Here is a 21322-nt window from a genome sequence, read left to right as displayed (position 1 = left end):
GGGACTTTACCGGTTAAGGAAGCGCTGTCAGAGTTCCGAACCAGCCAACCCGCTCGTGCTCGTCCGTCCCGTGAACGGAGCTGATGCACATGAACCGCCGTACAGTCCTCGCCATCGCCGCCGGAACCGCCCTGTTGCTCTCGGGATGCACCGGCACCGGAGGAACGTCAAAGGGCGCGGAGGCCAAGGCCCCTGACGATCCATCAAAAGTGACCGGCACCATCAAGGTCCTCACCCAGCGGACCGACCTCGTGCAGGACGGCACGATGAAGAAGTACGCCGCCGCGTTCAACAAGACGTATCCGAAGGTCAAGGTCGAGTTCGAGGCCCTCACAAACTACGAGGCCGACGTCAAGATCCGGATGAACACGAAGGACTACGGCGACGTCCTGCTGATCCCGGCCGTCATCAAGAAGAACGACTACCCCAAGTTCTTCGCCTCGCTCGGCACTCAAGCCGAACGCAGCAAGAAGTACCGCTTCACCGACTTCACCACCGTCGACGGCAAGGTCTACGGCCAGAGCCCGATCGGCGTGACCCCCGGCTTCGTCTACAACAAGAAGGTCTGGCAGCAGGCCGGCGTCACCAAGTGGCCCACCACACCTGCCGAGTTCCTCGCCGATCTGAAGGCCATCAAGTCCAGGACCGACGCGACCCCGTACTACACCAACTTCGCCGCCCAGTGGCCGCTGACCTCCTGGACGTACGTCAACGGCTCCGTCAACTGCGACACCCAGGCCACCACCAAACTGGCCGAGGGCGACCCGTGGGCGAAGGGCACCGACCTGCGCGTCGGCGACACGCTGCTGTACGACATCGTGCACCAGGGCCTGGTCGAGAAGGACCCGGCGACCACCAACTGGGAGCTGTCCAAGCCCCAGTTGGCCAAGGGCCGGATCGCCACGGAGTGGCTCGGCACCTGGGCGATCATCCAGTTCCAGGACGCCGCCAGGAAGGCCGGCGTGAGCCCCGACGACATCGGCTTCATGCCGTTCCCGGCCCAAGTGGGCGGAAAATTCTGCGCAGTTGTGGCACCTGACTACAACCAGGCCGTCAACGTCAACTCCCAGCACAAGGCAGCGGCCCGCGCCTGGATCGACTGGTTCACCGACAAGTCCGGCTACGACAAGGACAACCTGGCGATCTCACCGCTCAAGGACGCGCCCCTGCCCTCCGTCCTGAAGCCGTACGAGGACGAGGGCGTGAAGTTCATCGAGGTCAACGACGCCAAGGGCGCCCAGGTCAAGGAGATCGACAACCAGTCGGAGGTCGGCATCTACAAGCCCGACTACCGCCAGGACCTGGTCGACCTCGCGCGCGGCGCCAGGAAGGGCAGCCTCGACGGCTTCCTGGCCGACCTCGGCAAGAAGTGGACCGAGGCGCAGAAGACCGTGGGGTCCTGATGACGGACACCACGCACAAGGCGGCCGTCGGGGCCGTCGCGGGGCCGCCGCCGACCGGCCCGGCGGCGGCCCCCGCCCCGCGCCGCACGCGTGTGTGGCGGGGCCTCACCCCCTGGCTGTTCCTGCTCGCCCCGCTGGCCCTGCTGATCACCTTCACCTACGCGCCGATCGCCAACATGGTCGCGTACAGCTTCACCGACTGGGACGGAGTGAGCCCCGAACTGCACTACACGGGCGCCCAGAACTACTCCGAACTCTTCACCCGCCCGGAACTCTTCGAGGTGTTCTGGGTCAGCGGCTACTACCTGGCCGCCTCGGTCGTCCAGATCGTCGCGGCCCTCTACTTCGCGACGGTCCTGAGCTTCAACGTCCGCTTCCGTAACTTCTTCAAGGGCGTGCTGTTCTTCCCGTACCTGATCAATGGGGTCGCGATCGGCTTCGTGTTCCTCTACTTCTTCCAGGACGGCGGCACCCTCGACTCGGTGCTGAGCCTGGTCGGCCACCACTCGGACCACGCCTGGCTGGGCACCCCGGTCTCCGCGAACGTCTCCCTGGCCGGCGTCTCGGTCTGGCGCTACATGGGCCTGAACTTCGTCCTGTTCCTGGGCGCGATCCAGTCCATCCCGGGGGAGTTGTACGAGGCGGCCGAACTGGACGGCGCGGGCCGCTGGCAGCAGTTCCGCCACATCATCGCGCCCGGCATCAGGCCGGTCCTGGCCCTGACCGTGATCCTGTCCATCTCGGGCTCGCTGTCGGCCTTCGAGGTCCCGTACATCATGACCGGCGGGGCGACCGGCACCGAGACCTTCGTGATCCAGACCGTGAAGCTGGCCTTCCAGTTCAACAAGACGGGGCTCGCCTCGGCGGCCGCCGTCGTGCTGCTGCTGATCATCCTGGCGGTGACCTGGCTGCAGCGCCGCCTCGTCCCCGACGACAAGGTGGACCTCGTATGACACGCCGAGCCGTTGCCCGCACCCTGATGTACCTGTCGCTGATCGCCGCGGCCGTGGTCGTCCTGCTGCCCCTCGGCGTGGTCCTGCTGACGTCCCTCAAGTCCGACAAGGAGATGGCGAACGGCAGCGGAGCCCTCACGCTCCCCGACGACCTGTTCAACCTGCGCAACTACGTGACGGCCTTCCAGGACGGCCGGATGCTCTCGGCCTTCGGCAACACGGCCTTCATCCTGGTGTTCGCCGTCGGCGGCACGGTCCTCATCGGCTCGATGACGGCATACGCCATCGACCGCTTCACCTTCCGCTTCAAGAAGCTGGTGGTCGCACTCTTCCTGCTGGCGGCCCTCGTCCCGGGCGTCACCACGCAGGTGGCGACCTTCCAGATCGTCAACAGCTTCGGGATGTTCAACACCCTCTGGGCGCCGATCGCGCTCTACATGGGCACGGACATCGTCTCGATCTACATCTTCCTGCAGTTCGTACGATCCATCCCGACCTCCCTCGACGAGGCGGCCCGCATCGACGGCGCCAACGCCTTCACGATCTACCGAAAGATCATCTTCCCGCTCCTGAAACCGGCGATCGCAACGGTGGTGATCGTGAAGGGGATCACCGTCTACAACGACTTCTACATCCCCTTCCTCTACATGCCGTCCCAGGATCTTGGCGTGATCTCGACGTCGCTGTTCCGCTTCAAGGGCCCCTTCGGCGCCCACTGGGAAACGATCTCGGCAGGAGCGATCCTCGTCATCCTGCCGACCCTGATCGTCTTCCTGTGCCTGCAGCGCTACATCTACAACGGCTTCACGAGAGGAGCGACGAGGTAAGGGGCGCGACAGGCCACGACGAACCCGCGGCCGTCGCACGAGGGGGACCCGACGGCGGCTAGGCGGACAGCGCGGCCACCAGCACAGGCGTCACCTGCTCGACCTGCCAGGGCCGCGCACCGAACCCCGCCAGCGCAGCCCCCACGGACTCCGCATCGACAACACTCGGCGGCTCCCAGCAGACCCGCCGCACGGTGTCCGGCGTGATCAGGTTCTCCTGCGGCATGTTCACCTGCTCTGCCAGCGCCGAAACCGCAGCCCGCGCCGCCGAGAGGCGAGCCGCGGCCGCAGGGTCCTTGTCGGCCCAGGCCCGCGGCGGCGGAGGACCGGTGAGCGGCTGCCCAGGCGCCGGCAACTGCGTCTCGGCCAGCTCCTTGGCGCGATCCACCGCGGCCTGCCACTGCTCGAGCTGGCGGCGCCCCATGCGATGCCCGAACCCGGTCAGGGCGGCCAGCGCGTGCGCGTTGGCCGGAAGCGACAGCGCGGCCTCCACGATGGCGGCGTCGCTGAGCACCTTCCCCGGCGACACGTCCCGCCGCTGGGCGATCCGGTCCCGCGTCTGCCACAGCTCGCGCACCACGGCGAGCTGCCGGCGCCGCCGCACCTTGTGCATCCCGGACGTACGCCGCCAGGGGTCCTTACGGGGCTCCGGCGGCGGAGCCGAAGCGATCGCGTCGAACTCCTGCCGCGCCCACTCGAGCTTGCCCTGCCGGTCCAGCTCCTTCTCCAGCGCGTCCCGCAGATCGACGAGGAGCTCGACGTCCAGCGCCGCATACCGCAGCCACGGCTCGGGCAGCGGACGCGTCGACCAGTCGACGGCGGAGTGCCCCTTTTCGAGTACGAAGCCGAGGACGCCCTCGACCATGGCGCCGAGGCCGACCCTGGGGAACCCGGCGAGGCGTCCCGCGAGCTCGGTGTCGAACAGTCGCGTCGGCACCATGCCTATTTCGCGCAGACAGGGCAGGTCCTGCGTGGCCGCGTGCAGCACCCACTCGACGCCGGAGAGCGTCTCACCGAGCCCCGACAGATCGGGGCAGGCCACGGGATCGATCAGCGCGGTCCCCGCACCCTCGCGGCGCAGCTGCACGAGATACGCGCGCTGACCGTAGCGGTAGCCGGACGCGCGTTCGGCGTCGACGGCTACTGGGCCGGAACCGGCCGCGAAGGCGGCGACCACCTCCGCGAGCGCGTCCGCGTCGGCGATCACGGGCGGAATGCCCTCGCGCGGCTCGAGCAAAGGGATCGGCTCCGGATCGGGCGCCCCCGTAACAGAAGTTCCGCCGTCTTCCGGAGGGGCGCCTCCGGCGGTTCGCAGTGAGCTGTCTGCTGCGGTGTCTTGGGCGTCGGTCACCTGTCAAGGGTATCTGTGTATGGACAGCGCCCGCCGACGTAACGTTCCGTCGACGGGCGCCTGGGGGTCGTAAACCAGTCAGGTCGGTGAAAGATCCGGTTCACGACAGGTGGGACACGGACGAGGAACCAGCGGCCGATCCTGTTCACGTCCGTGAATGGCAGTGATGTACGGGTCAGTGTGTGTGTGGGGTAAGGGTCAGTGGATGATGCCGGTCCGCAGAGCCACCGCGACCATCCCGGCGCGGTCACCCGTGCCGAGCTTGCGGGCGATGCGGGCGAGGTGGCTCTTGACGGTCAGTGCGGACAGGCCCATCGAGACGCCGATCGCCTTGTTCGACTGGCCCTCCGCGACCAGTCGCAGCACCTCGACCTCACGGCCGGAGAGTTCGCGATAGCCACCCGGGTGACTCGGGGCACCCGGGGGGCGGCGGTGCATACGGGCGGCGGCGGATCCGATGGGGGCGGCGCCCGGCCGGGTGGGGAGCCCGACGTTCGTACGGGTGCCGGTGACGACGTAGCCCTTGACTCCGCCCGCGAGGGCGTTGCGTACGGCGCCGATGTCGTCGGCGGCGGACAGGGCCAGGCCGTTGGGCCAGCCCGCCGCGCGGGTCTCCGAGAGGATGGTGAGTCCGGAGCCGTCGGGCAGGTGGACGTCTGCGACACAGATGTCGCGAGGGTTGCCGATGCGGGGACGAGCCTCCGCGATGGACGAGGCCTCGATGACGTCGCGCACACCGAGCGCCCACAGGTGGCGGGTGACGGTGGAGCGGACGCGCGGGTCGGCCACGACCACCATGGCGGTCGGCTTGTTCGGGCGGTAGGCGACCAGGCTTGCGGGCTGCTCGAGGAGAACGGACACCAGGCCTCCTGGGGTGTGGGACGACTTTCAAGGTCACAGTCGTCTTCGGCATCAAACCCGAAGTCCTTTAGGGAAAGATCACGATTTAGTGAGTAACAATCAGTGCAATTCGGACGCGCGATCGATCAATTGCTGAACGATTCGTTTCGTTCGAGGCCCTGTTCGTGACTGAAAGTGGCCGTATCGACAAAGTGACGGTCAGCGTGACTGCGGGTCCCGCCGCTGCGGCAGCGTCACGATCGACGCGTCGCCCGGACCGGCCGGCGGCAGACCCGCGACCTGGGCCAGCAGATCGCACCAGGACGTCAGGTGCGCCGCCGTGTCCGGGACACCGCCCAGACCCTCGCGGGGCGTCCAGGAGGCGCGGATCTCGATCTGTGAGGCGGCCGGGCGTTCCGACAGACCGCCGAAGTAGTGGGAGCTCGCCCGTGTGACGGTGCCGCTCGCTTCGCCGTACGACAGTCCGCGGGCCTGGAGCGCGCCCGTCAGCCACGACCAGCACACGTCGGGCAGCAGCGGGTCGGCGGCCATCTCCGGCTCCAGCTCCGCGCGCACCAGCGTCACCAGCCGGAAGGCGCCCCGCCAGGCCTCGTGCCCGTCCGGGTCGTGCAGCAGCACCAGGCGGCCGTCGGCCAGGTCCTGGTCGCCGTCGACGACCGTGGCCTCCAGTGCGTACGCGAAGGGGGCGAGTCGCTGTGGCGCGCGCGTCGCCTCGACCTCGATCTGCGGCCTCAGTCGGCTGCTGCGCAGGGCTTGGACCGCGGCCTGGAAAGCCGGCGGAGCCGTACCGCTCCCATCCCGGTCCCCCTCCTTGGAGTCGTCCATTCCGTCAGCGCCGTCCGACAGTCGTCCCTGAGCCGCAGCCATGCGGGAAGATTAGGGGAACGGTGGCTCGGTGCGGGCCAGACACCCCGTGACCGGCGTGGGGGTGGCCGTCGCCGGGGGCTGCCGCCCCGGCCCCCCGCTGCCGGGCCGGGCGTGACGACCGGGGTCGAAACGCGGGGTCGGCACCGTGCGAGACTTTCCCCGTGAGTTCCAACGAGAGCCCCGTGGGCCAGCCGCCGACCGCGACGTACGACTCCGCCTTTCTCAGGGCCTGCCGGCGTGAGCCCGTGCCGCACACCCCGGTCTGGTTCATGCGGCAGGCCGGGCGCTCGCTGCCCGAGTACCTCAAGGTGCGCGAGGGCATCCCCATGCTCGAGTCCTGCACGCGGCCCGAGCTGGTGGCCGAGATCACGCTTCAGCCGGTGCGCCGGCACGGCGTGGACGCGGCGATCTACTACAGCGACATCGTCGTCCCGCTCAAGGCCATCGGCATCGACCTCGACATCAAACCCGGCGTCGGCCCGGTCGTCGAGCGCCCGATCCGCACCCGCGCCGACCTGGCCCAGCTGCGGGACCTCACCCCCGAGGACGTCTCGTACGTCACCGAGGCCATCGGCCTGCTCACCGGCGAGCTCGGCGCCACCCCGCTCATCGGTTTCGCCGGCGCGCCTTTCACCCTCGCGAGCTACCTCGTCGAGGGCGGTCCGTCGCGCACGTACGAGAACGCCAAGTCGATGATGTACGGCGACCCCGAGCTGTGGGCCGACCTGCTCGACCGTCTCGCGGAGATCACCGCTGCGTTCCTGAAAGTGCAGATCGAGGCCGGCGCCTCGGCGGTCCAGCTGTTCGACTCGTGGGCCGGCGCCCTCGCCCCGGTCGACTACCGCAGCTCGGCGCTTCCCGCCTCCGCCAAGGTCTTCGAGGCCGTTTCCGGATACGGCGTCCCGCGCATCCACTTCGGCGTCGGCACCGGCGAGTTGCTCAAGCTCATGGGCGAGGCCGGCGCGGATGTCGTGGGCGTCGACTGGCGCGTCCCGCTCGACGAGGCGGCCCGTCGGGTCGGCCCCGGCAAGGCGCTCCAGGGCAACCTCGACCCGACCGTCCTGTTCGCCTCCAAGGAGGCCGTCGAGGCCAAGACCCGCGAGGTCCTCGACTCGGCCACCGGCCTGGAGGGCCACGTCTTCAACCTCGGCCACGGCGTCATGCCGTCCACCGACCCGGACGCGCTGACCCGCCTCGTGGAGTACGTCCACACGCAGACCGCCCGCTAGTGCCCCAACAGGCAACGTTCGCCCGGTCGCGACGCCCGGCACGCTCCCCCACTGCCTTAAGGGCGTGGGAGGTGCCCCCACTCGCCGCACCGGCCGAAAGCCCAAGTACGTCCAGTACGAGGGCTTCCAGCCGGCACGCCGAGAGCACGCACCGGACGCCGCTCCTTTCGGGCAAACGTTGCCTGCCGGGGCACTAGATCCGCTTCCGGCGCCTCACCACGTGTGCCGGGGCCGTGCCCGCCTGCCGAACAGCAGGCCGCGCGGTTCCGGCGGTGGGGGAGTGCCCGGCTTGAGTGGCCAGGCGAGGAGCATGCCGGCGAGGAAGCCGACGACGTGCGCCGCGTACGCCACCGTCCCCGCGCCGGAGATGCCCTCGCCGGACGAGTACACGGCCTGGAGCACGAACCAGAAGCCCAGCACCAGCCAGGCCGGCAGTCTCAGCGGCAGGAAGATCAGGAACGGCACCAGGACCCAGACCCTGGCCTTCGGATACAGCACCAGATACGCGCCCAGGACACCCGCGATCGCCCCGGACGCGCCGATCAGCGGGTCGCCCGAGTCGGCGTTGAGGAGCGCGAAGCCGTACGCCGCCGCGTAGCCGCAGACGACGTAGAACAGCGCGTACCTGATGTGACCCATGCGGTCCTCGACGTTGTTGCCGAAGATCAGCAGGAAGAGCATGTTGCCGAGCAGGTGCAGCCAGCCGCCGTGCAGGAACATCGCGGTGAAGACGCTGACGGCCGGGGACTTGTCGTAGCTCGGCGGGGCCACCACGCAGCCCGCTCCGTGCGTGCCCGCGCCGACCGCGCCCGTGGGGACGGCCGACGGCAGCTGATGGTGGATCAACTCCCGCGGTACCGCCGCGTAGTGGTCCAGGAACGCCTGCAGATGGCACAGCTGGGACAGGCCGCTGTCGCCCGCCACGGAACCGGCGAGGCCCGGCGTGGACAGGAAGACGAGGAAGTTCGCGGCGATCAGCGCATACGTCACCCAGGGGGTGCGGCGCACCGGGTTCACGTCATGGACGGGGATGACCACAAGGAATTAGTGCCCCCGGAGGGCCGGGCGAATCGGTGAACACGGGCACGCGCGCGTGCGTATGACTCCTCAACCGCCCGCGGCACGGGGAAGGCGGGTCGCGGGGACGACGTGAGGAACAGGCGATGAACGACCGAGTTACTCCTCCGATGCAGGCCACACCGGACGGTGAGGCCGAGATCTCCCTGGTGGTGAAGTTGCCGTGGGAGGACGTCGCCCGGCTCGGCCAGGAAGCCGGACGACTGGCTGCGCAGATGCAGCGGCCGGTGACCCTCGACGAGGCGGTGAGCCACCGTCTGCGGTCCGTGCGGAGTGCCTCGCATGCGAAGCCGGCGGGGGAGCAGCCGGTCGCCGTGTCGTCCGGTGCCGCCGTGTCCACCAGTGCGTCGGTGTCCTCGTTGCCGGCGCGGCCGCCGGCGGAGCAGGCCCGGCAGGCGATCGAGCGGATCAACGGGTCGGCGTAGCCGTCAGGAAGCCCGCACCTTGGCCACGGCCTTGCGGGCCGCTACCAGTACCGGGTCCCAGACGGGGCTGAACGGTGGGGCGTAGCCCAGGTCCAGGGCTGTCATCTGTTCCACCGTCATGCGGGCCGTGAGCGCCACTGCCGCGATGTCGACCCGCTTGCCCGCGCCCTCCCTGCCGACGATCTGCACGCCGAGCAGACGGCCCGTCCGTCGCTCGGCGAGCATCTTCACCGTCATCGGGGAGGCGCCGGGGTAGTAACCGGCGCGGCTGGTCGACTCGATGGTGACCGCCACGAACTGGAGGCCGGCCCGGCGGGCGTCCTTCTCGCGGAGACCGGTACGGGCGATCTCCAGGTCGCACACCTTGGACACCGCGGTGCCGACGACGCCGGGGAACGTGGCGTAGCCGCCGCCGACGTTGGTGCCGATGACCTGGCCGTGCTTGTTGGCGTGGGTGCCCAGCGCGATGTGGCGCTCCTGGCCGGAGACCAGGTCGAGGACCTCGACACAGTCACCGCCGGCCCAGATGTTCTCGTACCCGCGCACCCGCATCGACAGGTCGGTGAGCAGACCGCCGTGGGCGCCGAGGGGGAGTCCGGCAGCCTTGGCGAGCGCCGTCTGCGGACGGACGCCGATGCCCAGCACGACCACGTCCGCCGGGTACTCGGCATCCTCCGTGGCCACCGCCCGCACCCGGCCGTCCTCACCGGTGTGCAGCTTGGTCACCTCGGCGTCGTTGACCATGGTGATGCCCAGGCCCTCCATCGCCTCGTGCACCAGGCGGCCCATGTCCGGATCGAGCGTGGCCATCGGCTCGCTGCCGCGGTTGACGACCGTCACCTCGTAGCCGCGGTTGATGAGCGCCTCGGCCATCTCCACGCCGATGTAGCCCGCCCCGACGACCACCGCGCGACGGCCACGCGTGCGCGTGAGCGAGTCGATGAGCGCCTGGCCGTCGTCCAGCGTCTGCACCCCGTGCACACCGGGGGCGTCGGCACCGGGCATGTCCGGGCGGATCGGGTGCGCGCCGGTCGCGATCACGAGTTTGTCGTACGACGTCCAGGACTCGGCGCCGGAATCGACGTCACGCGCGCGTACTCGGCCGCCCGCCACGTCGATCTCCGTGACCTCCGTCCGCATGCGCAGATCGATGTCCCGCGCGCGGTGCTCCTCGGGCGTACGGGCGATCAACTCGTCCGGTTCCTCGACGTCGCCGCCCACCCAGTACGGGATGCCGCACGCCGAGTAGGAGGTGAAGTGGCCGCGCTCGAACGCCACGATCTCCAGCTCGTCGGGGCCCTTCAGCCGGCGTGCCTGCGACGCCGCGGACATCCCCGCGGCGTCGCCGCCGATCACGACCAGTCGTTCCCGCGCAGTGCTCATGTCCATGTGAACACGCTACGGGGGCAGGGCATTTCAGGCCCGTCGTCAGTCCTTGTCGCCCTCGCGAGTGCTCGGGTCCCGCGGCGCGGGAGGAGCCGTCGGCAGCGGGCCCAGTGCGCTCGCCGCGGGCACGTGGGCCGGGCGGCGCGGCAGCCGGGGCCGGATCAGCCGCAGCCACACCAGCACGATCAGGGCCGCCACCGCGGCGAACGGCAGCACCGCGCCGAACGCCACCGCGAGCCAGCGCAGCATCGTCACGAACGCGCCCCAGCCACCGGCCAGGGCGTCCAGGAACCCGGGATCGTCGTCCTTGGCCGCCTTCTTCACCGGCGTCTCGGACAGCGAGAGGGTGATCGTGGCGAGGCTCGTGCGGTCCTTCAACGACGCCTGCTGGGCGAGCAGCGCCTCCAGGTCCGCCTCCCGGGTGCTCAACTCGCCCTCCAGCTCCACCACGTCGCTGAGCTTGGTCGCCTGGTCCATCAGCTCGCGGACCCGGGCCACGCTGGCGCGCTGCGACTTGATGCGGCTGTCCACGTCGACGACCTGGTCGGTGACGTCCTCGGCCTTCGCGGTGCGGTCCAGGAGCTTGCCCGCGCCCTGCAGGTCGGCGAGCACCTCGTCGTACTTGTCGACCGGCACGCGCAGCACGACACGGGTGCGCTCGTGGCCCTCCTCGTCGCGGCTGGTGGTCTCGTTGCCGACGTAGCCGCCCGCGTTCTCCGTGGTGGTGCGGGCGTCGTCGAGGGCCTTCGGTACCTCCTTGACCTGCACGGTCAGCGAGGCGGTGCGGATGATGTGGCTCGCGGTCAGCTTCGGCGCCCGGGTCGCCCTGGCGCCGCTCGCGTCCTGCTCTCCGCCCGGTGCGGCCCCCTTCGCGTCGCTCTGGGCGGCGGCGCCGTCGGCGGCGGACTTGTTTCCGGAATCGGAGCTGCTGCTCCCGCCGCATCCGGTCAGCGCGAGCGCGGTGGCCAGCAGGATCCCGGCCAGGGCCGGGACGGGTCGTACGGAACGTCGTGCGCGCATGTGGGCCTACCCCCGAGGGTCGTGACGACTGACGCTCCTTCGACGCCGGGAGGGGCCCGGAGGTTGGATCCGGACGGTCCCGATGCGGTCACGGTCGGGACTCGTGAAGGACACCGGGGTGCGGACGGGCTGTCAGTGGGGTCTGAGAGGCTGGGGACATGCGCGAAGTGGAGACCCGTACGGGCACCGGGCAGGTCGTCGTCATCGGAGCCGGAATCGCCGGGCTGGCCGCGGCCCACCGGCTGCTGCAGCGCGGTGCGCGGGTGACCGTGCTCGAGGCGTCGGACCGTGTCGGCGGCAAGCTGCTGCCCGGCGAGATCGCGGGCGCGCGCGTGGACTTCGGCGCCGAGTCGATGCTCGCCCGCAGGCCGGAAGCCGTCGCCCTCGCGCGCGAGGTGGGCCTCGACGACCGCCTCCAGCCGCCGTCCACCGCGACGGCCTCGATCTGGACCCGCGGCGCCCTGCGCCCCATGCCCAAGGGCCACGTCATGGGCGTCCCGGGCACCTCCGCCGCCCTGGCCGGAGTCCTGTCCGACGAGGGCCTCGCCCGCATCGAGCGCGACGCCGACCTGCCCCGCACGGAGGTCGGCGACGACGTGGCGGTCGGGGAGTTCGTGGCGGCGCGGCTGGGCCGCGAGGTCGTCGACCGCCTGGTGGAACCGCTCCTCGGCGGTGTGTACGCGGGCGACGCGTACCGCATCTCGATGCGCTCGGCGGTCCCGCAGCTCTACCAGGTCGCGAAGACGCACGACTCGCTCACGGAGGGCGTCCGCGAGATCCAGGCCAAGGCGGCCGCGGCTCAGCAGACCGGCCCGGTCTTCATGGGCATCGAGGGCGGCGTGGGCAGCCTGCCGCTCGCGGTGGCGGAGTCGGTGCGGGCGCGCGGCGGCGAGATCCTGACCGGGATGCCGGTCAAGGAGCTTCGCCGCATCGAGCGGACGGAGCAGGACGGCAGCGCAGTAGGCGCCGGTGAAAGTGCCGGCGCCGTCGAAGGCGCGGCCTGGCGCATCGCCGCCGGGGACCGTGTCCTGTACGCCGACGCGGTCGTCGTAGCCCTCCCCGCACCGGCAGCCGCCACGCTCCTGCGCGCCGAGGCCCCCGCCGCCGCGACCGAGCTCGCCGCCGTCGAGTACGCGTCCATGGCCCTGGTCACCCTCGCTTACCGCCGCGCCGACACCACCCTCCCCGAGGGCAGCGGCTTCCTCGTGCCGCCGGTCGACGGGCGCACCATCAAGGCGTCGACGTTCGCCTCCCAGAAGTGGGGCTGGATCGCCGACGAGAACCCGGACGTGGTCGTCCTGCGCACCTCCGTCGGCCGGTACGGCGAGACGGAGATCCTCCAGCGCGAGGACGCCGGCCTGGTGGACGTCTCGCGACAGGATCTCCGGGCGGCGACCGGGCTCGACGCCACCCCCCTCGAAACCCGGGTCACGCGCTGGACCGACGGCCTGCCCCAGTACCCCGTCGGCCACTACGCGCGCGTGGCCCGCATCCGCGAGCACGTCGCCAAGCTGCCGGGACTCGCCCTGTGCGGCGCGCAGTACGACGGCGTCGGCATCCCGGCCTGCATCGCGAGCGCGTACGCGGCGGTGGACCAGATCCACGGTGAGCTGAGCCGTGTGCAGGAGCTCACCGCCAACCCGGTGCAGAGTCTGCACGGCGGAGCGGGAGAATAGCCGCATGAGTGACGACGCCCCCACCACTGCCCCTGACCGGATCGCGAACAAGGGCAAGCTGGCCAAGGACCTCAACGAGGTCATCCGCTACACCCTGTGGTCCGTCTTCAAGCTGAAGGACGTGCTGCCCGAGGACCGCGCGGGCTACGCCGACGAGGTCCAGGAGCTCTTCGACCAGCTCGCCGCCAAGGACGTGACGATCCGCGGCACGTACGACGTGTCGGGCCTGCGCGCCGACGCCGACCTCATGATCTGGTGGCACGCGGAGACCAGCGACCAGCTGCAGGAGGCGTACAACCTCTTCCGCCGCACCAAGCTGGGCCGCGCCCTGGAGCCCGTCTGGTCGAACATGGCGCTGCACCGCCCCGCCGAGTTCAACCGCTCGCACGTCCCCGCGTTCCTCGCCGACGAGACGCCGCGCAACTACATCAGCGTGTACCCGTTCGTGCGCTCCTACGACTGGTACCTGCTGCCCGACGAGGACCGCCGCCGCATGCTCGCCGACCACGGCAAGATGGCCCGCGGCTACCCGGACGTGCGCGCCAACACGGTCGCGTCGTTCTCCCTCGGCGACTACGAGTGGCTCCTGGCCTTCGAGGCCGACGAGCTCTACCGCATCGTCGACCTCATGCGCCACTTGCGTGCCTCCGAGGCCCGGATGCACGTCCGCGAGGAGGTCCCGTTCTACACGGGCCGCCGCAAGGACATCGCGGAGCTCATCGCGGGCCTGGCGTAGCCGGCCCGAAGTCAGCGGCGGGCGGCCTTCCCCTTCGGCGACTCCTTCATGGGCGTCGGGTGGGACCGCTCGCCCGGTGCCGCCGGCTTGGGCTCCGCGTGCGGGGCGCAGGACGCGCGCTCGGCAGGCAGGCGGCCCTCCAGCAGGTACGCGTCCAGGTAGCCGTTGACGCAGCGGTTCGGGCCGCCCGCGATGCCGTGCGTGCCGGCGTCCCGCTCGGTCACCAGGACCGAGCCGGACAGCCGCCGGTGCATCTCCACGGCGCCGTCGTACGGTGTCGCCGCGTCCCGCTCGGCGGCCAGGATCAGCGTCGGCGGCAGCTCACCCGGCCCGGTCCGCACGTCGAGCGGCTGCTGCCGCGCCGCCGGCCAGTAGGCGCACGGCAGGTTCATCCACACGTTGTCCCAGGTCTCGAACGGCGCGGTGCGCGCGAGCCGCGTGTTGTCCCGGTCCCAGACCTTCCAGTCCGTCGGCCAGGGCGCGTCGTTGCACTCGACGGCCGTGTACACCGCGTTGGAGTTCTCCGCCTCGGCCGCCGCCTCCGTGGCCGGACCGGCCTGCTCGATCAGCGGCTTCGGGTCGCCCTTCAGATACGCCGACAGCGCCTGCGCGCGGGTCGGCCAGTAGTCGTCGTAGTACCCGGCCGACAGGAACGCGCCCTGCAGCTCCGCCGGTCCCACCTTGCCGCCCGCCGGCTCGGCCGCGAGCTGCGCGCTGGCCTTCGCGTAACTGTGCTGGACCGCGACGGCGTTCTTGCCCAGCCCGTACACGTCGTCGTGCCGGGCGATCCACTCCCGGAAGTCCGCCCAGCGGCTCTCGAACGCGGCCGACTGGTCGAGGTTGTTGCGGTACCAGACCTGATCGGGAGACGGGTCCACCGCCGAGTCGAACACCATCCGCCGCACGTGCGAGGGGAACAGCGTCGCGTACACCGCCCCGAAGTACGTGCCGTACGAGGCACCCATGAACGTCAGCTTGTCCTCGCCCAGCGCAGCCCGCAGGACGTCCAGATCACGGGCGTTGTTGAGGGAGTTGAAGTACTTGAGCCCGCTGCCCGACCGCTTGGCGCAGCCGAGCGCGTAGGCCTTCGCCTCCGCGATGCGCTCCTGCTTGTACGACTCCGAGGGGTGCGTCGGCGCCTGCGAGGGCGCCTTGAAGAAGCGCTTGGGGTCCTGGCAGGAGAGAGGCGCGGACCGGCCGACGCCGCGCGGGGAGTAGCCGACCAGGTCGTAGGCCGCCGCGATGCGCTTCCACTCCGGGAGCAGGCCGACGAGCGGGAAGTACAGACCGTCGCCGCCGGGCCCGCCAGGGTTGTAGACCAGGGTGCCCTGCCTGGGCACCCTGCGCTTGCTGTTGTGCGGGTCCTTGTGCGTGGCCCGTACCCGGCTGACGGTCAGTTTGATCTGCTTGCCGCCGGGATGCGCGTAGTCGAGCGGGACGGAGACCGTGCCGCACTGCATGGTGCCCGGCATGTCCTGCGCGGTGGAGCACTTCCCGAAGTCGACGCCGGCGGCCCGGGCGCGCGCGGCGGCCACCGTCGTCCCCTGCCGTTCGGCCGAGTCCGGCGCGACGGGTGTGCTGCCGGCCGGGGCGGCGGCGAGGGCGGTCAGGAGCAAGGACCCGGCGGCCGAGTAGAGGGCGGCAGCTCTCATGACGTATCCCTTCGGTGCACGGCAGCGACAAAAGGGATGTTTCGTTCGGTGCCGGGAGAAGGCAAGCACCGCCCCGGCGGTGTCGGCCTCAATGCCCCCTATGCGCCCCCGGTGTGCGGTTCACGCCAGGACTGGTCACGGTGGGCGAAGGCCGCACGCAGGTCCGGTTCGTCGACCGCGCGTACGCCTCGTACGGCGACGGTGGTGAGGTACGTACGCTCGTCGCCGCTCGCGGTGCGCCGGGTGAGGGCGCCCAACAGCCGTTGCCCGGCCGGGGAGGCCCAGCGCGAGTACGGGTGGACCTCGACCCGGGCGATGGCCAGGCAGCTCAGTGCCAGTGCGAGCGGCAGGGCGAACCACAGGGCGACCAGGCCGCGCGGCATGTCCGGCTGGGCCGGCACGAGCAGAGCGATCGCACCCAGCGCGAGCACGGCCACCGCGGCGAGCCGCACCTGGCGCACTCCGGCCGCGACAGTGGTCCGGGCGCCGGCGGGCATGGCCAGGCCCGCGTCGACGAGCCGGTCGGCGAGACCGGCGACGGCGTCCGCGGAGGCCGCGGCGGCCCGCACCGGGGCGATACGGCTCTGCCCCTCGGGCCCGATGGCCCCTATGACGGACCGCTCCATGTCGTCCCGCCCGCGCGGGTCGACCACCGTCGCCCAGCCCGTGTGGGCGAGCAGCAGCCGCCGTTGCCGGGCCATGGAGACCATGGTCAGATCGGCGACCCGTCCGGGCCCGCCGGACAGGAACGCGGCCTCGTAGAGCGTCAGATCATGGCGCCGGGCATCCGCTTCGACGTCTTCCTCGCAGGCCGCCGCGTGTACGGCGGCCAGGCACAGCCGCGTGCACGCGGTGCCGGCGGCGGCCCAGGCCAGCAGCAGGAGAAGCACCCAGAACATGCCGCGTTTCTATGCCAAACGGTCTGTGCAACGCCATGCCCTGTTCACAATCCGGACGGAGCGTTGCGGGTACGTGACGTTCCGCTTGGAGTACGGGCGCGGTCTACGGCGGGCTGGAGGCGGCCGGCGGGAGCGTGTAGGTCGGGGACGACGACGGCTGGACCGGGGTGACGGGGCTCGGATCCGTCGTCGGACCGGGCGGAGCCGGGGAGTTGGTCAGCGGGGGAGTGCTCGCGGAGGCCATGTCCCGGGCGAGTGCGTCCCAGTCGACGTATCCCGTGGCCTCCAGGACCTTGATGTGGTCCAGCACGGTCGTGTTCGCGTCGTCGGCGAGCGCGCGCACCAGCGAGTTGCGGGTGGTCGCGCGGACCTGGGCGACGACCGAGAACACCTTGCCGTGCGCCAGCCGCAGGATGTTGACGAACTTGCGGTCGTAGTCGACGCCCTGGGCCGTGTTCAGGGTTGCCAGCCACTGCTGCTGCTGGGCGTTGGGCTCGTTGGGAAGCTGGAGCCCGAGCTTGGCGGCGACGTCCCGTACCCGCTGGTCGAGGAAGGTGTGCCCCTCGACGAGGTGCTGCCCCGCCGTCCGTACGGCCTCGGTGGTGCCCTTCTGTTCGGCCTCCTGCCCGGCGGGCAGCTCCCACAGGCCGGCCAGCCGGACCTTCGTGATGAAGTCACGGTCGAGAGCCGACAGCGGCCCGTACTGCGTCGACACCGTGTCGGCGTTCAGTACGGCGGCGCCGGTCCCGGAGCGGTCGGCGTACGACCAGATGGGGAAGATCAGCGCCAGCAAGGTGGCGAGCAGGCCGAGGATGATGACGCCGGTGCCGCTGAATATGCCTCGGCCGGGTACGGGTGGTCGCGGTCGCATGGTGCCTCCTGTCACGGCACCGCACGCTCGTGTGTCTCGGGTGCGGGATTCGCATATTACTGCGGGGTTCAGCAGGCCCCGGGCCCGGCCGGACGTTATCCCCGGCACATTCAGCGGTGCAGCAACACCCGCCGAGCCGCCCGGGCCATCCTCCCCCACTCTCGACTTCGCTCGAGCGTGGGGACCCCCATCGCCGGGCGCTGTGACCGTGGCGCGGGCCCCGACCGCTCCAGCCACCACTCCCGCAACTCCCGCAGGGCGCGCCCTTCTTCGAGCCGCCCGGCAAGCAGCAGCTGCCCGGCGAAGTCCAGGGCGTCCTGGCGGTAGCCGCCGGTCATCGGGTGACTGTGGGCGTACGCGAGGAAGGCGGGCCGGTACGCATCACCGAGGATCTCGGGCAATTCGGGCGCGACCTTGGCCGCGACGTCCGCCCGCTTCCCGGCGAGCGCCCGCGCCTGCACCCCCAGCCGCACCCGGTCGAACCCCTCCGGCACGGGCGTCCCGGCGACGAGCGCGGACAACAGGGCGGCCTCCGCGAGTCCGAGCCGCTGACGGGCGGCGTCGGTGGAAGGGGCGGGGGACGTCGAGGTGGGAGTGGGAGTGGGGAGGGCGGACGAGGCGACGGATCCCGTGACCGTCACCGCCGGTGCTTCGACCACCGTCTCCGCTGTTGCTACAGCCACCGTCTCCGCCGCTGCTTCGGCCACCGTCGCCGTCGCTGCCTCTTCCCGTATGGCCCGCCCCTTCTCCACGGCCCCGCGGATCTCCTCCAACTCCCCCTCCAGCACGCCCGGTTCGGGAAAGTTCTCGTCCCTCTCCAGCAGTACTCCCGGTGGTGAGACCCGTGACGCGAGGTCGGTCAGGATGTCGAGGACCGGGTCCGGCACCGGGTGGGCGTGGCTGTCGTGCCAGACGCCGTCGCGCTCGAAGCCGCCCGCGACATGGACGTACGCGATGGCCTCCAGGGGGAGTTCGGCGAGCGCCTTGGCCGGGTCCTCGCCGCGGTTGACGTGGTTGGTGTGCAGGTTGGCCACGTCGATCAGGAGCCGTACGCCGGTCCGGTCCGCGAGTTCGTACAGGAACTGCCCCTCGGTCAGCTCCTCGCCCGGCCAGGAGAGCAGCGCGGCGATGTTCTCGACGGCGAGCGGCACCGGCAGCGCGTCCTGCGCGATGCGGACGTTCTCGCACAGCACGTCGAGGGCATCCCGGGTGCGCGGCACGGGCAGCAGGTGGCCGGCCTCCAGCAGCGGGGACGCCGTCAGCGGCCCGCCCGCCCGTACGAACGCGATGTGCTCGGTGACCAGTGGCGAGCCCAGGGCCTCGGCCCGCTCGGCGAGTGCGGTGAGCCGGCCCTCGTCGGGCCGGTCGGCGCCGCCGAGGCCGAGCGATACGCCGTGCGGGATCACGGTCACCCCGCGGGCGCGCAGCCGCCGCAGCGACTCGGGGAGGTGCCCGGGGCACACGTTCTCGGCCACGGCCTCGACCCAGTCGATGCCCGGCATGCGCTCCACGGCGTCGGCGATCTCCGGCCGCCATCCGATGCCCGTCCCCAGTCGCTCCATGGTCCGTCCCCTCCTCGGCTACATCCGGATCCGGTGTCACGTCTCCTCGGACGTGACGGGGGTATGGCCCCGCCGCCGGGACCCGAACCCCTCCCGGCTCACGTTCAGAGCAACATTTGAGGTTGGCAGGCGCCCGCCCCGGACTTCGGCCCGGTCACTGCACCATGCCCGCCGAGTCCACCGGATCCGGCCGGTTGGTGTTGACCGTGCCCGGTGCGCCCGGCGACGGCCGGGAGGTCGTACCGATGTCGCCGGTGGCCTCGGCGGCGGGCGCCGAGGGCGCCACCTGGCCGGGGACCGGCGCCGAGGGGCCGGTCGGGCTGGCGGTGGTGCCGGACACGGCGTCGTTGGCGATGGCGTCGAAGTCGACCCGGCCGGTCTTCTCCAGAATCGTGATGTGGTCGAGCACCGTCTGGTTGGTGTCCGAGGCCAGCTGCCGTACGAGCGTGTTCCGGGTGGTGTTCCGGACGGTGCCGATGGCCGGGAAGATCTTGCCGTGCGCGGCGCGCAGCAGATTGACGAACTTGTACTCGTACTCCGCGCCCGTCGCCGCGTTCATCTCCTGCAGCCAGCCCTGCTGCTGCTCGTTCGGCTGGTTCGGCAGCGCGACGCCGAGCTGGGCCGCGACGATGCGCACCCGCTTGTCGAGGTCGGTGTGACCGACGATGAGGTGGTCGCCCGCCTCCTTGATCGCCTGGCTGGGGGCGCGCTCGATGGCCTGCTGCCCGGCGGGCAGCTCCCACAGGCCGGCCAGCCGCACCCGCACGATCAGATCGCGGTCGGCGGCGGTCAGCGGCCCCCACTGGGTGTTCACGGTCCCCGCCGCCACGTTCGCCTGACCGGTGCCCGACCGGTCGGCGTACGACCACACGGGGAACGCGAGTGCGCCGAGGGTGGCGATGATGGCCGCGATGAGGAGGGCCGTACCGTTGATACGCAGCAAAGGTTCCTCCCGGGTGAAACCAACTGGTCATGGGCGCAAGGTGCTTGGCCGGCGCCGGTGCCAGGAGATACGCACGGGACACTCGCGTTGTTCAAACGGCAGGTAAAGAATCACATCGGCTGGCAAAGTCACACGTCCCTCACCTGCCCTTCGTCGGCCACTGCTCCGGCGCCCGCCCCAGCAGCCGCAGCGCCTCCTCCAGTACCCCGGCCCCCTCGGGCACCTCCAACGCGGGTGCGAACGCGAACCCCGGCCCCCGCCGCGCCGGATCGGTCGGCACGCGCCGGGCGACGACGAGTGCCGCGCCGAGCACGTCGTCCGCCAGCTCCACCGTCACCCCGAGCGTGGCGGCGACGTCCCAGGCGTGCACCACGTAGTCGACGAAGTGGAAGCTGATCGCCATCCGGCCGGGAAAGCTCCCGCCCAGCTCCTTCAGCGCGAACTCCCGCTCCTGTACGCCGGGTTCGGCGAAGGCGCCGAGAACCGCCGCCGCGGCCCCCCGGTGCACCCGTCCCGGCTCGCTCATGTCCTCCGGCTCGCGCCAGTACGCCGCTTCCCGCCCCGCACCCCGCGCGGCGGCGGCGAACCCGTGATGCTGAGCCGCCATGTGCGCCACGAGCCGCCGCAGGTCCCACTCCGCACACGGGGTGTCCCGCCCCCAGTCCTCGTCCCGCGCCAGATCCACCACTCGCACCGCCTCGCGTACGGCGATCCGGTCCAGCTCGACGATGCCCGCCTCGGTGAGAGTCATGAACCGAGCCTAAAACTATGCGAACGATCGTGCTACTTGTTTGTCCGACCCGTTTCGCAGTCTCGACTGCCGCTCAACGAGCAAGCAGCTCAGGGAACTTGAGGAACCCGCCCCGGATCGACCGCGGCCGTCCGCAACCGTGCCGCGATGCCCACCCGGGCCCGCCGATAGGCGCTCTCCTCGTCGTGCAGGACGGAGACCATGTTGGCCGTCTCCATCAACGCCACGAGCTCGAAGGCGAGTTGGGGCAGGTCCGTGCCGGCCTGCAGCTCGCCGGCATCGCAAGCCCCGGTGATCGTGCGCTCCACATGGGTCGTCCAGTCGCGCTGAGCGCGCACCGCGGCGTCGTGCACCGGACCCGAGCGGGCGTCGAACTCGGCGATCACCTCGTAGAAGAAGCAGCCGCCCGGGAAGACCCGCCCCCGCGAGTACTCCAGCCACAGCTCGCACAGCCGCCACACGCGGCCGAGCCCTGCCGCCTCCTCCTCGGCGGGACGGATCACCCGCTCGGTGAAGATGCGGCCCGCCTCGCGCACGGTGGCGAGCTGCAGCTCCTCCTTCGACCCGAAGAGTGCGAACACCCCGCTCTTGCTGAGCTGCAACTCCGTCGCGATCCGCCCGACGGACAGCGCCTCCAACCCCTCGACAGAGGCGATGTCGACGGTACGACGCAGCACCAACTGCCGGGTCCGATTGCCCCGTTCGACCCTGCCGTCGAGCCGGGTCATCGCAGCGCCGGGTGATCGGGCACCACGGTGCAGGAGCCGGGCGCGATCTCGGTGGGGGCCTGAGCCTGCATTGTGCTTCTCACCTGCTCTCGTCCCGTGTGGGCA

Annotated in this window: 20 protein-coding genes; 7 read left to right on the top strand and 13 right to left on the bottom strand. The window is 70.9% G+C overall.

Translation table 11 applies throughout. The features are described 5' to 3' along the window. The first annotated feature begins 89 nt into the window (after nt 1-89). The 3 genes from OG303_RS14080 to OG303_RS14070 are packed head-to-tail and all read left to right on the top strand — an operon-like array spanning nt 90 to nt 3183. Nucleotides 90-1403, top strand: coding sequence for an ABC transporter substrate-binding protein (locus OG303_RS14080; RefSeq protein WP_405868422.1), 1314 nt, complete (start codon nt 90-92; stop codon nt 1401-1403). Next, nucleotides 1403-2356 carry a carbohydrate ABC transporter permease gene (locus OG303_RS14075; RefSeq protein ID WP_405868420.1) on the top strand — a complete coding sequence of 318 codons (954 nt, stop codon included), beginning with the start codon at nt 1403-1405 and terminating at the stop codon, nt 2354-2356. The genes OG303_RS14080 and OG303_RS14075 overlap by 1 nt, the downstream gene beginning before the upstream one ends. Next, nucleotides 2353-3183, top strand: a complete 831-nt coding sequence (locus tag OG303_RS14070; protein WP_405868418.1) for a carbohydrate ABC transporter permease — start codon at nt 2353-2355, stop codon at nt 3181-3183. Before OG303_RS14075 ends, OG303_RS14070 begins: the two co-directional genes overlap by 4 nt. A gap of 58 nt (nt 3184-3241) precedes the next feature. Here OG303_RS14070 and OG303_RS14065 read toward each other — a convergent pair whose 3' ends face one another. From OG303_RS14065 to OG303_RS14055, 3 genes are all read right to left on the bottom strand, one after another. Beyond that, nucleotides 3242-4534 (bottom strand): HRDC domain-containing protein, encoded by a 1293-nt coding sequence (locus OG303_RS14065; protein ID WP_405868416.1) that lies wholly within the window; start codon nt 4532-4534, stop codon nt 3242-3244. Nucleotides 4535-4732: 198 nt separating this feature from the next. Next, nucleotides 4733-5395, bottom strand: a complete 663-nt coding sequence (locus tag OG303_RS14060; protein WP_030939825.1) for a response regulator transcription factor — start codon at nt 5393-5395, stop codon at nt 4733-4735. Between the two features lie 198 nt (nt 5396-5593). After that, a complete protein-coding gene (locus OG303_RS14055; RefSeq protein ID WP_405868414.1) occupies nt 5594-6262 on the bottom strand; it encodes a DUF3000 domain-containing protein in 669 nt (222 codons plus the stop codon). A 161-nt stretch (nt 6263-6423) separates the two neighbouring features. Between OG303_RS14055 and hemE the strand changes: the two genes are divergently transcribed. Beyond that, the gene (gene hemE, locus OG303_RS14050) at nt 6424-7491 is read left to right on the top strand and encodes a uroporphyrinogen decarboxylase (RefSeq protein WP_405868412.1); all 1068 of its coding nucleotides are present in this window, start codon (nt 6424-6426) and stop codon (nt 7489-7491) included. 213 nt (nt 7492-7704) lie between these two features. Here the strand turns inward: hemE and OG303_RS14045 are convergent, their stop codons facing one another. Further along, the gene (locus OG303_RS14045; protein WP_405868410.1) at nt 7705-8529 is read right to left on the bottom strand and encodes a rhomboid family intramembrane serine protease; all 825 of its coding nucleotides are present in this window, start codon (nt 8527-8529) and stop codon (nt 7705-7707) included. A gap of 125 nt (nt 8530-8654) precedes the next feature. Here OG303_RS14045 and OG303_RS14040 point away from each other — a divergent pair, with 125 nt between their 5' ends. Next, complete coding sequence (locus OG303_RS14040) at nt 8655-8993, top strand: hypothetical protein (protein ID WP_405868408.1); 339 nt, start codon at nt 8655-8657, stop codon at nt 8991-8993. 3 nt (nt 8994-8996) lie between these two features. On the opposite strand, the gene OG303_RS14035 is transcribed toward OG303_RS14040, so the two are convergent. Next, nucleotides 8997-10382 carry an FAD-dependent oxidoreductase gene (locus tag OG303_RS14035; RefSeq protein WP_405868406.1) on the bottom strand — a complete coding sequence of 462 codons (1386 nt, stop codon included), beginning with the start codon at nt 10380-10382 and terminating at the stop codon, nt 8997-8999. A gap of 39 nt (nt 10383-10421) precedes the next feature. Continuing rightward, nucleotides 10422-11399 carry a DUF4349 domain-containing protein gene (locus OG303_RS14030; RefSeq protein WP_405868404.1) on the bottom strand — a complete coding sequence of 326 codons (978 nt, stop codon included), beginning with the start codon at nt 11397-11399 and terminating at the stop codon, nt 10422-10424. A gap of 158 nt (nt 11400-11557) precedes the next feature. On the opposite strand from OG303_RS14030, the gene hemG reads away from it, so the two are divergent. Continuing rightward, nucleotides 11558-13075: a protoporphyrinogen oxidase gene (hemG, locus tag OG303_RS14025; protein ID WP_405868403.1), complete on the top strand. Its 1518-nt coding sequence runs from the start codon at nt 11558-11560 to the stop codon at nt 13073-13075. A 4-nt stretch (nt 13076-13079) separates the two neighbouring features. Further along, the gene (hemQ, locus tag OG303_RS14020; RefSeq protein ID WP_405868401.1) at nt 13080-13811 is read left to right on the top strand and encodes a hydrogen peroxide-dependent heme synthase; all 732 of its coding nucleotides are present in this window, start codon (nt 13080-13082) and stop codon (nt 13809-13811) included. Nucleotides 13812-13822: 11 nt separating this feature from the next. On the opposite strand, the gene OG303_RS14015 is transcribed toward hemQ, so the two are convergent. The 7 genes from OG303_RS14015 to OG303_RS13985 all read right to left on the bottom strand — a co-directional run bounded on the left by OG303_RS14015 (nt 13823) and on the right by OG303_RS13985 (nt 21217). Next, the gene (locus OG303_RS14015) at nt 13823-15463 is read right to left on the bottom strand and encodes an alpha/beta hydrolase (RefSeq protein ID WP_405868399.1); all 1641 of its coding nucleotides are present in this window, start codon (nt 15461-15463) and stop codon (nt 13823-13825) included. A 98-nt stretch (nt 15464-15561) separates the two neighbouring features. Beyond that, the gene (locus tag OG303_RS14010; RefSeq protein WP_405868397.1) at nt 15562-16362 is read right to left on the bottom strand and encodes a TIGR04222 domain-containing membrane protein; all 801 of its coding nucleotides are present in this window, start codon (nt 16360-16362) and stop codon (nt 15562-15564) included. A gap of 103 nt (nt 16363-16465) precedes the next feature. Further along, entirely contained in the window at nt 16466-17233 is a 768-nt protein-coding gene (locus OG303_RS14005; RefSeq protein WP_405868395.1) for a DUF4142 domain-containing protein, read from the bottom strand. Between the two features lie 110 nt (nt 17234-17343). Continuing rightward, nucleotides 17344-18795 (bottom strand): DUF692 domain-containing protein, encoded by a 1452-nt coding sequence (locus OG303_RS14000; protein WP_405868393.1) that lies wholly within the window; start codon nt 18793-18795, stop codon nt 17344-17346. Nucleotides 18796-18949: 154 nt separating this feature from the next. Further along, nucleotides 18950-19738: a DUF4142 domain-containing protein gene (locus tag OG303_RS13995; protein ID WP_405868391.1), complete on the bottom strand. Its 789-nt coding sequence runs from the start codon at nt 19736-19738 to the stop codon at nt 18950-18952. A 139-nt stretch (nt 19739-19877) separates the two neighbouring features. Beyond that, on the bottom strand, nt 19878-20489 hold the full coding sequence (locus tag OG303_RS13990; RefSeq protein ID WP_405868389.1) for a TIGR03086 family metal-binding protein: 612 nt from the start codon (nt 20487-20489) through the stop codon (nt 19878-19880). Nucleotides 20490-20578: 89 nt separating this feature from the next. After that, nucleotides 20579-21217 carry a TetR/AcrR family transcriptional regulator gene (locus OG303_RS13985; RefSeq protein WP_405868388.1) on the bottom strand — a complete coding sequence of 213 codons (639 nt, stop codon included), beginning with the start codon at nt 21215-21217 and terminating at the stop codon, nt 20579-20581. Nucleotides 21218-21322: the final 105 nt, after the last annotated feature.

The sequence above is a fragment of the Streptomyces sp. NBC_00005 genome (assembly GCF_045160215.1).
Taxonomy (GTDB): domain Bacteria; phylum Actinomycetota; class Actinomycetes; order Streptomycetales; family Streptomycetaceae; genus Streptomyces.
The sequence above is the reverse complement of the archived record's forward strand: the minus strand, read 5'-3'. Positions and strand labels throughout refer to the sequence as shown.

Coding starts and splice junctions, on each gene's coding strand:
- OG303_RS14030 (WP_405868404.1), bottom strand. CDS start 11,399: ATGCGCGCACGACGTTCCGTACGACCCGTCCCGGCCCTGGCCGGGATC.
- OG303_RS14080 (WP_405868422.1), top strand. CDS start 90: ATGAACCGCCGTACAGTCCTCGCCATCGCCGCCGGAACCGCCCTGTTG.
- OG303_RS13990 (WP_405868389.1), bottom strand. CDS start 20,489: ATGACTCTCACCGAGGCGGGCATCGTCGAGCTGGACCGGATCGCCGTA.
- OG303_RS14005 (WP_405868395.1), bottom strand. CDS start 17,233: ATGCGACCGCGACCACCCGTACCCGGCCGAGGCATATTCAGCGGCACC.
- OG303_RS14070 (WP_405868418.1), top strand. CDS start 2,353: ATGACACGCCGAGCCGTTGCCCGCACCCTGATGTACCTGTCGCTGATC.
- OG303_RS13985 (WP_405868388.1), bottom strand. CDS start 21,217: ATGACCCGGCTCGACGGCAGGGTCGAACGGGGCAATCGGACCCGGCAG.
- OG303_RS14010 (WP_405868397.1), bottom strand. CDS start 16,362: ATGTTCTGGGTGCTTCTCCTGCTGCTGGCCTGGGCCGCCGCCGGCACC.
- OG303_RS14015 (WP_405868399.1), bottom strand. CDS start 15,463: ATGAGAGCTGCCGCCCTCTACTCGGCCGCCGGGTCCTTGCTCCTGACC.
- OG303_RS14035 (WP_405868406.1), bottom strand. CDS start 10,382: ATGGACATGAGCACTGCGCGGGAACGACTGGTCGTGATCGGCGGCGAC.
- hemQ (WP_405868401.1), top strand. CDS start 13,080: ATGAGTGACGACGCCCCCACCACTGCCCCTGACCGGATCGCGAACAAG.
- OG303_RS14040 (WP_405868408.1), top strand. CDS start 8,655: ATGAACGACCGAGTTACTCCTCCGATGCAGGCCACACCGGACGGTGAG.
- OG303_RS14055 (WP_405868414.1), bottom strand. CDS start 6,262: ATGGCTGCGGCTCAGGGACGACTGTCGGACGGCGCTGACGGAATGGAC.
- hemG (WP_405868403.1), top strand. CDS start 11,558: ATGCGCGAAGTGGAGACCCGTACGGGCACCGGGCAGGTCGTCGTCATC.
- OG303_RS14075 (WP_405868420.1), top strand. CDS start 1,403: ATGACGGACACCACGCACAAGGCGGCCGTCGGGGCCGTCGCGGGGCCG.
- OG303_RS14000 (WP_405868393.1), bottom strand. CDS start 18,795: ATGGAGCGACTGGGGACGGGCATCGGATGGCGGCCGGAGATCGCCGAC.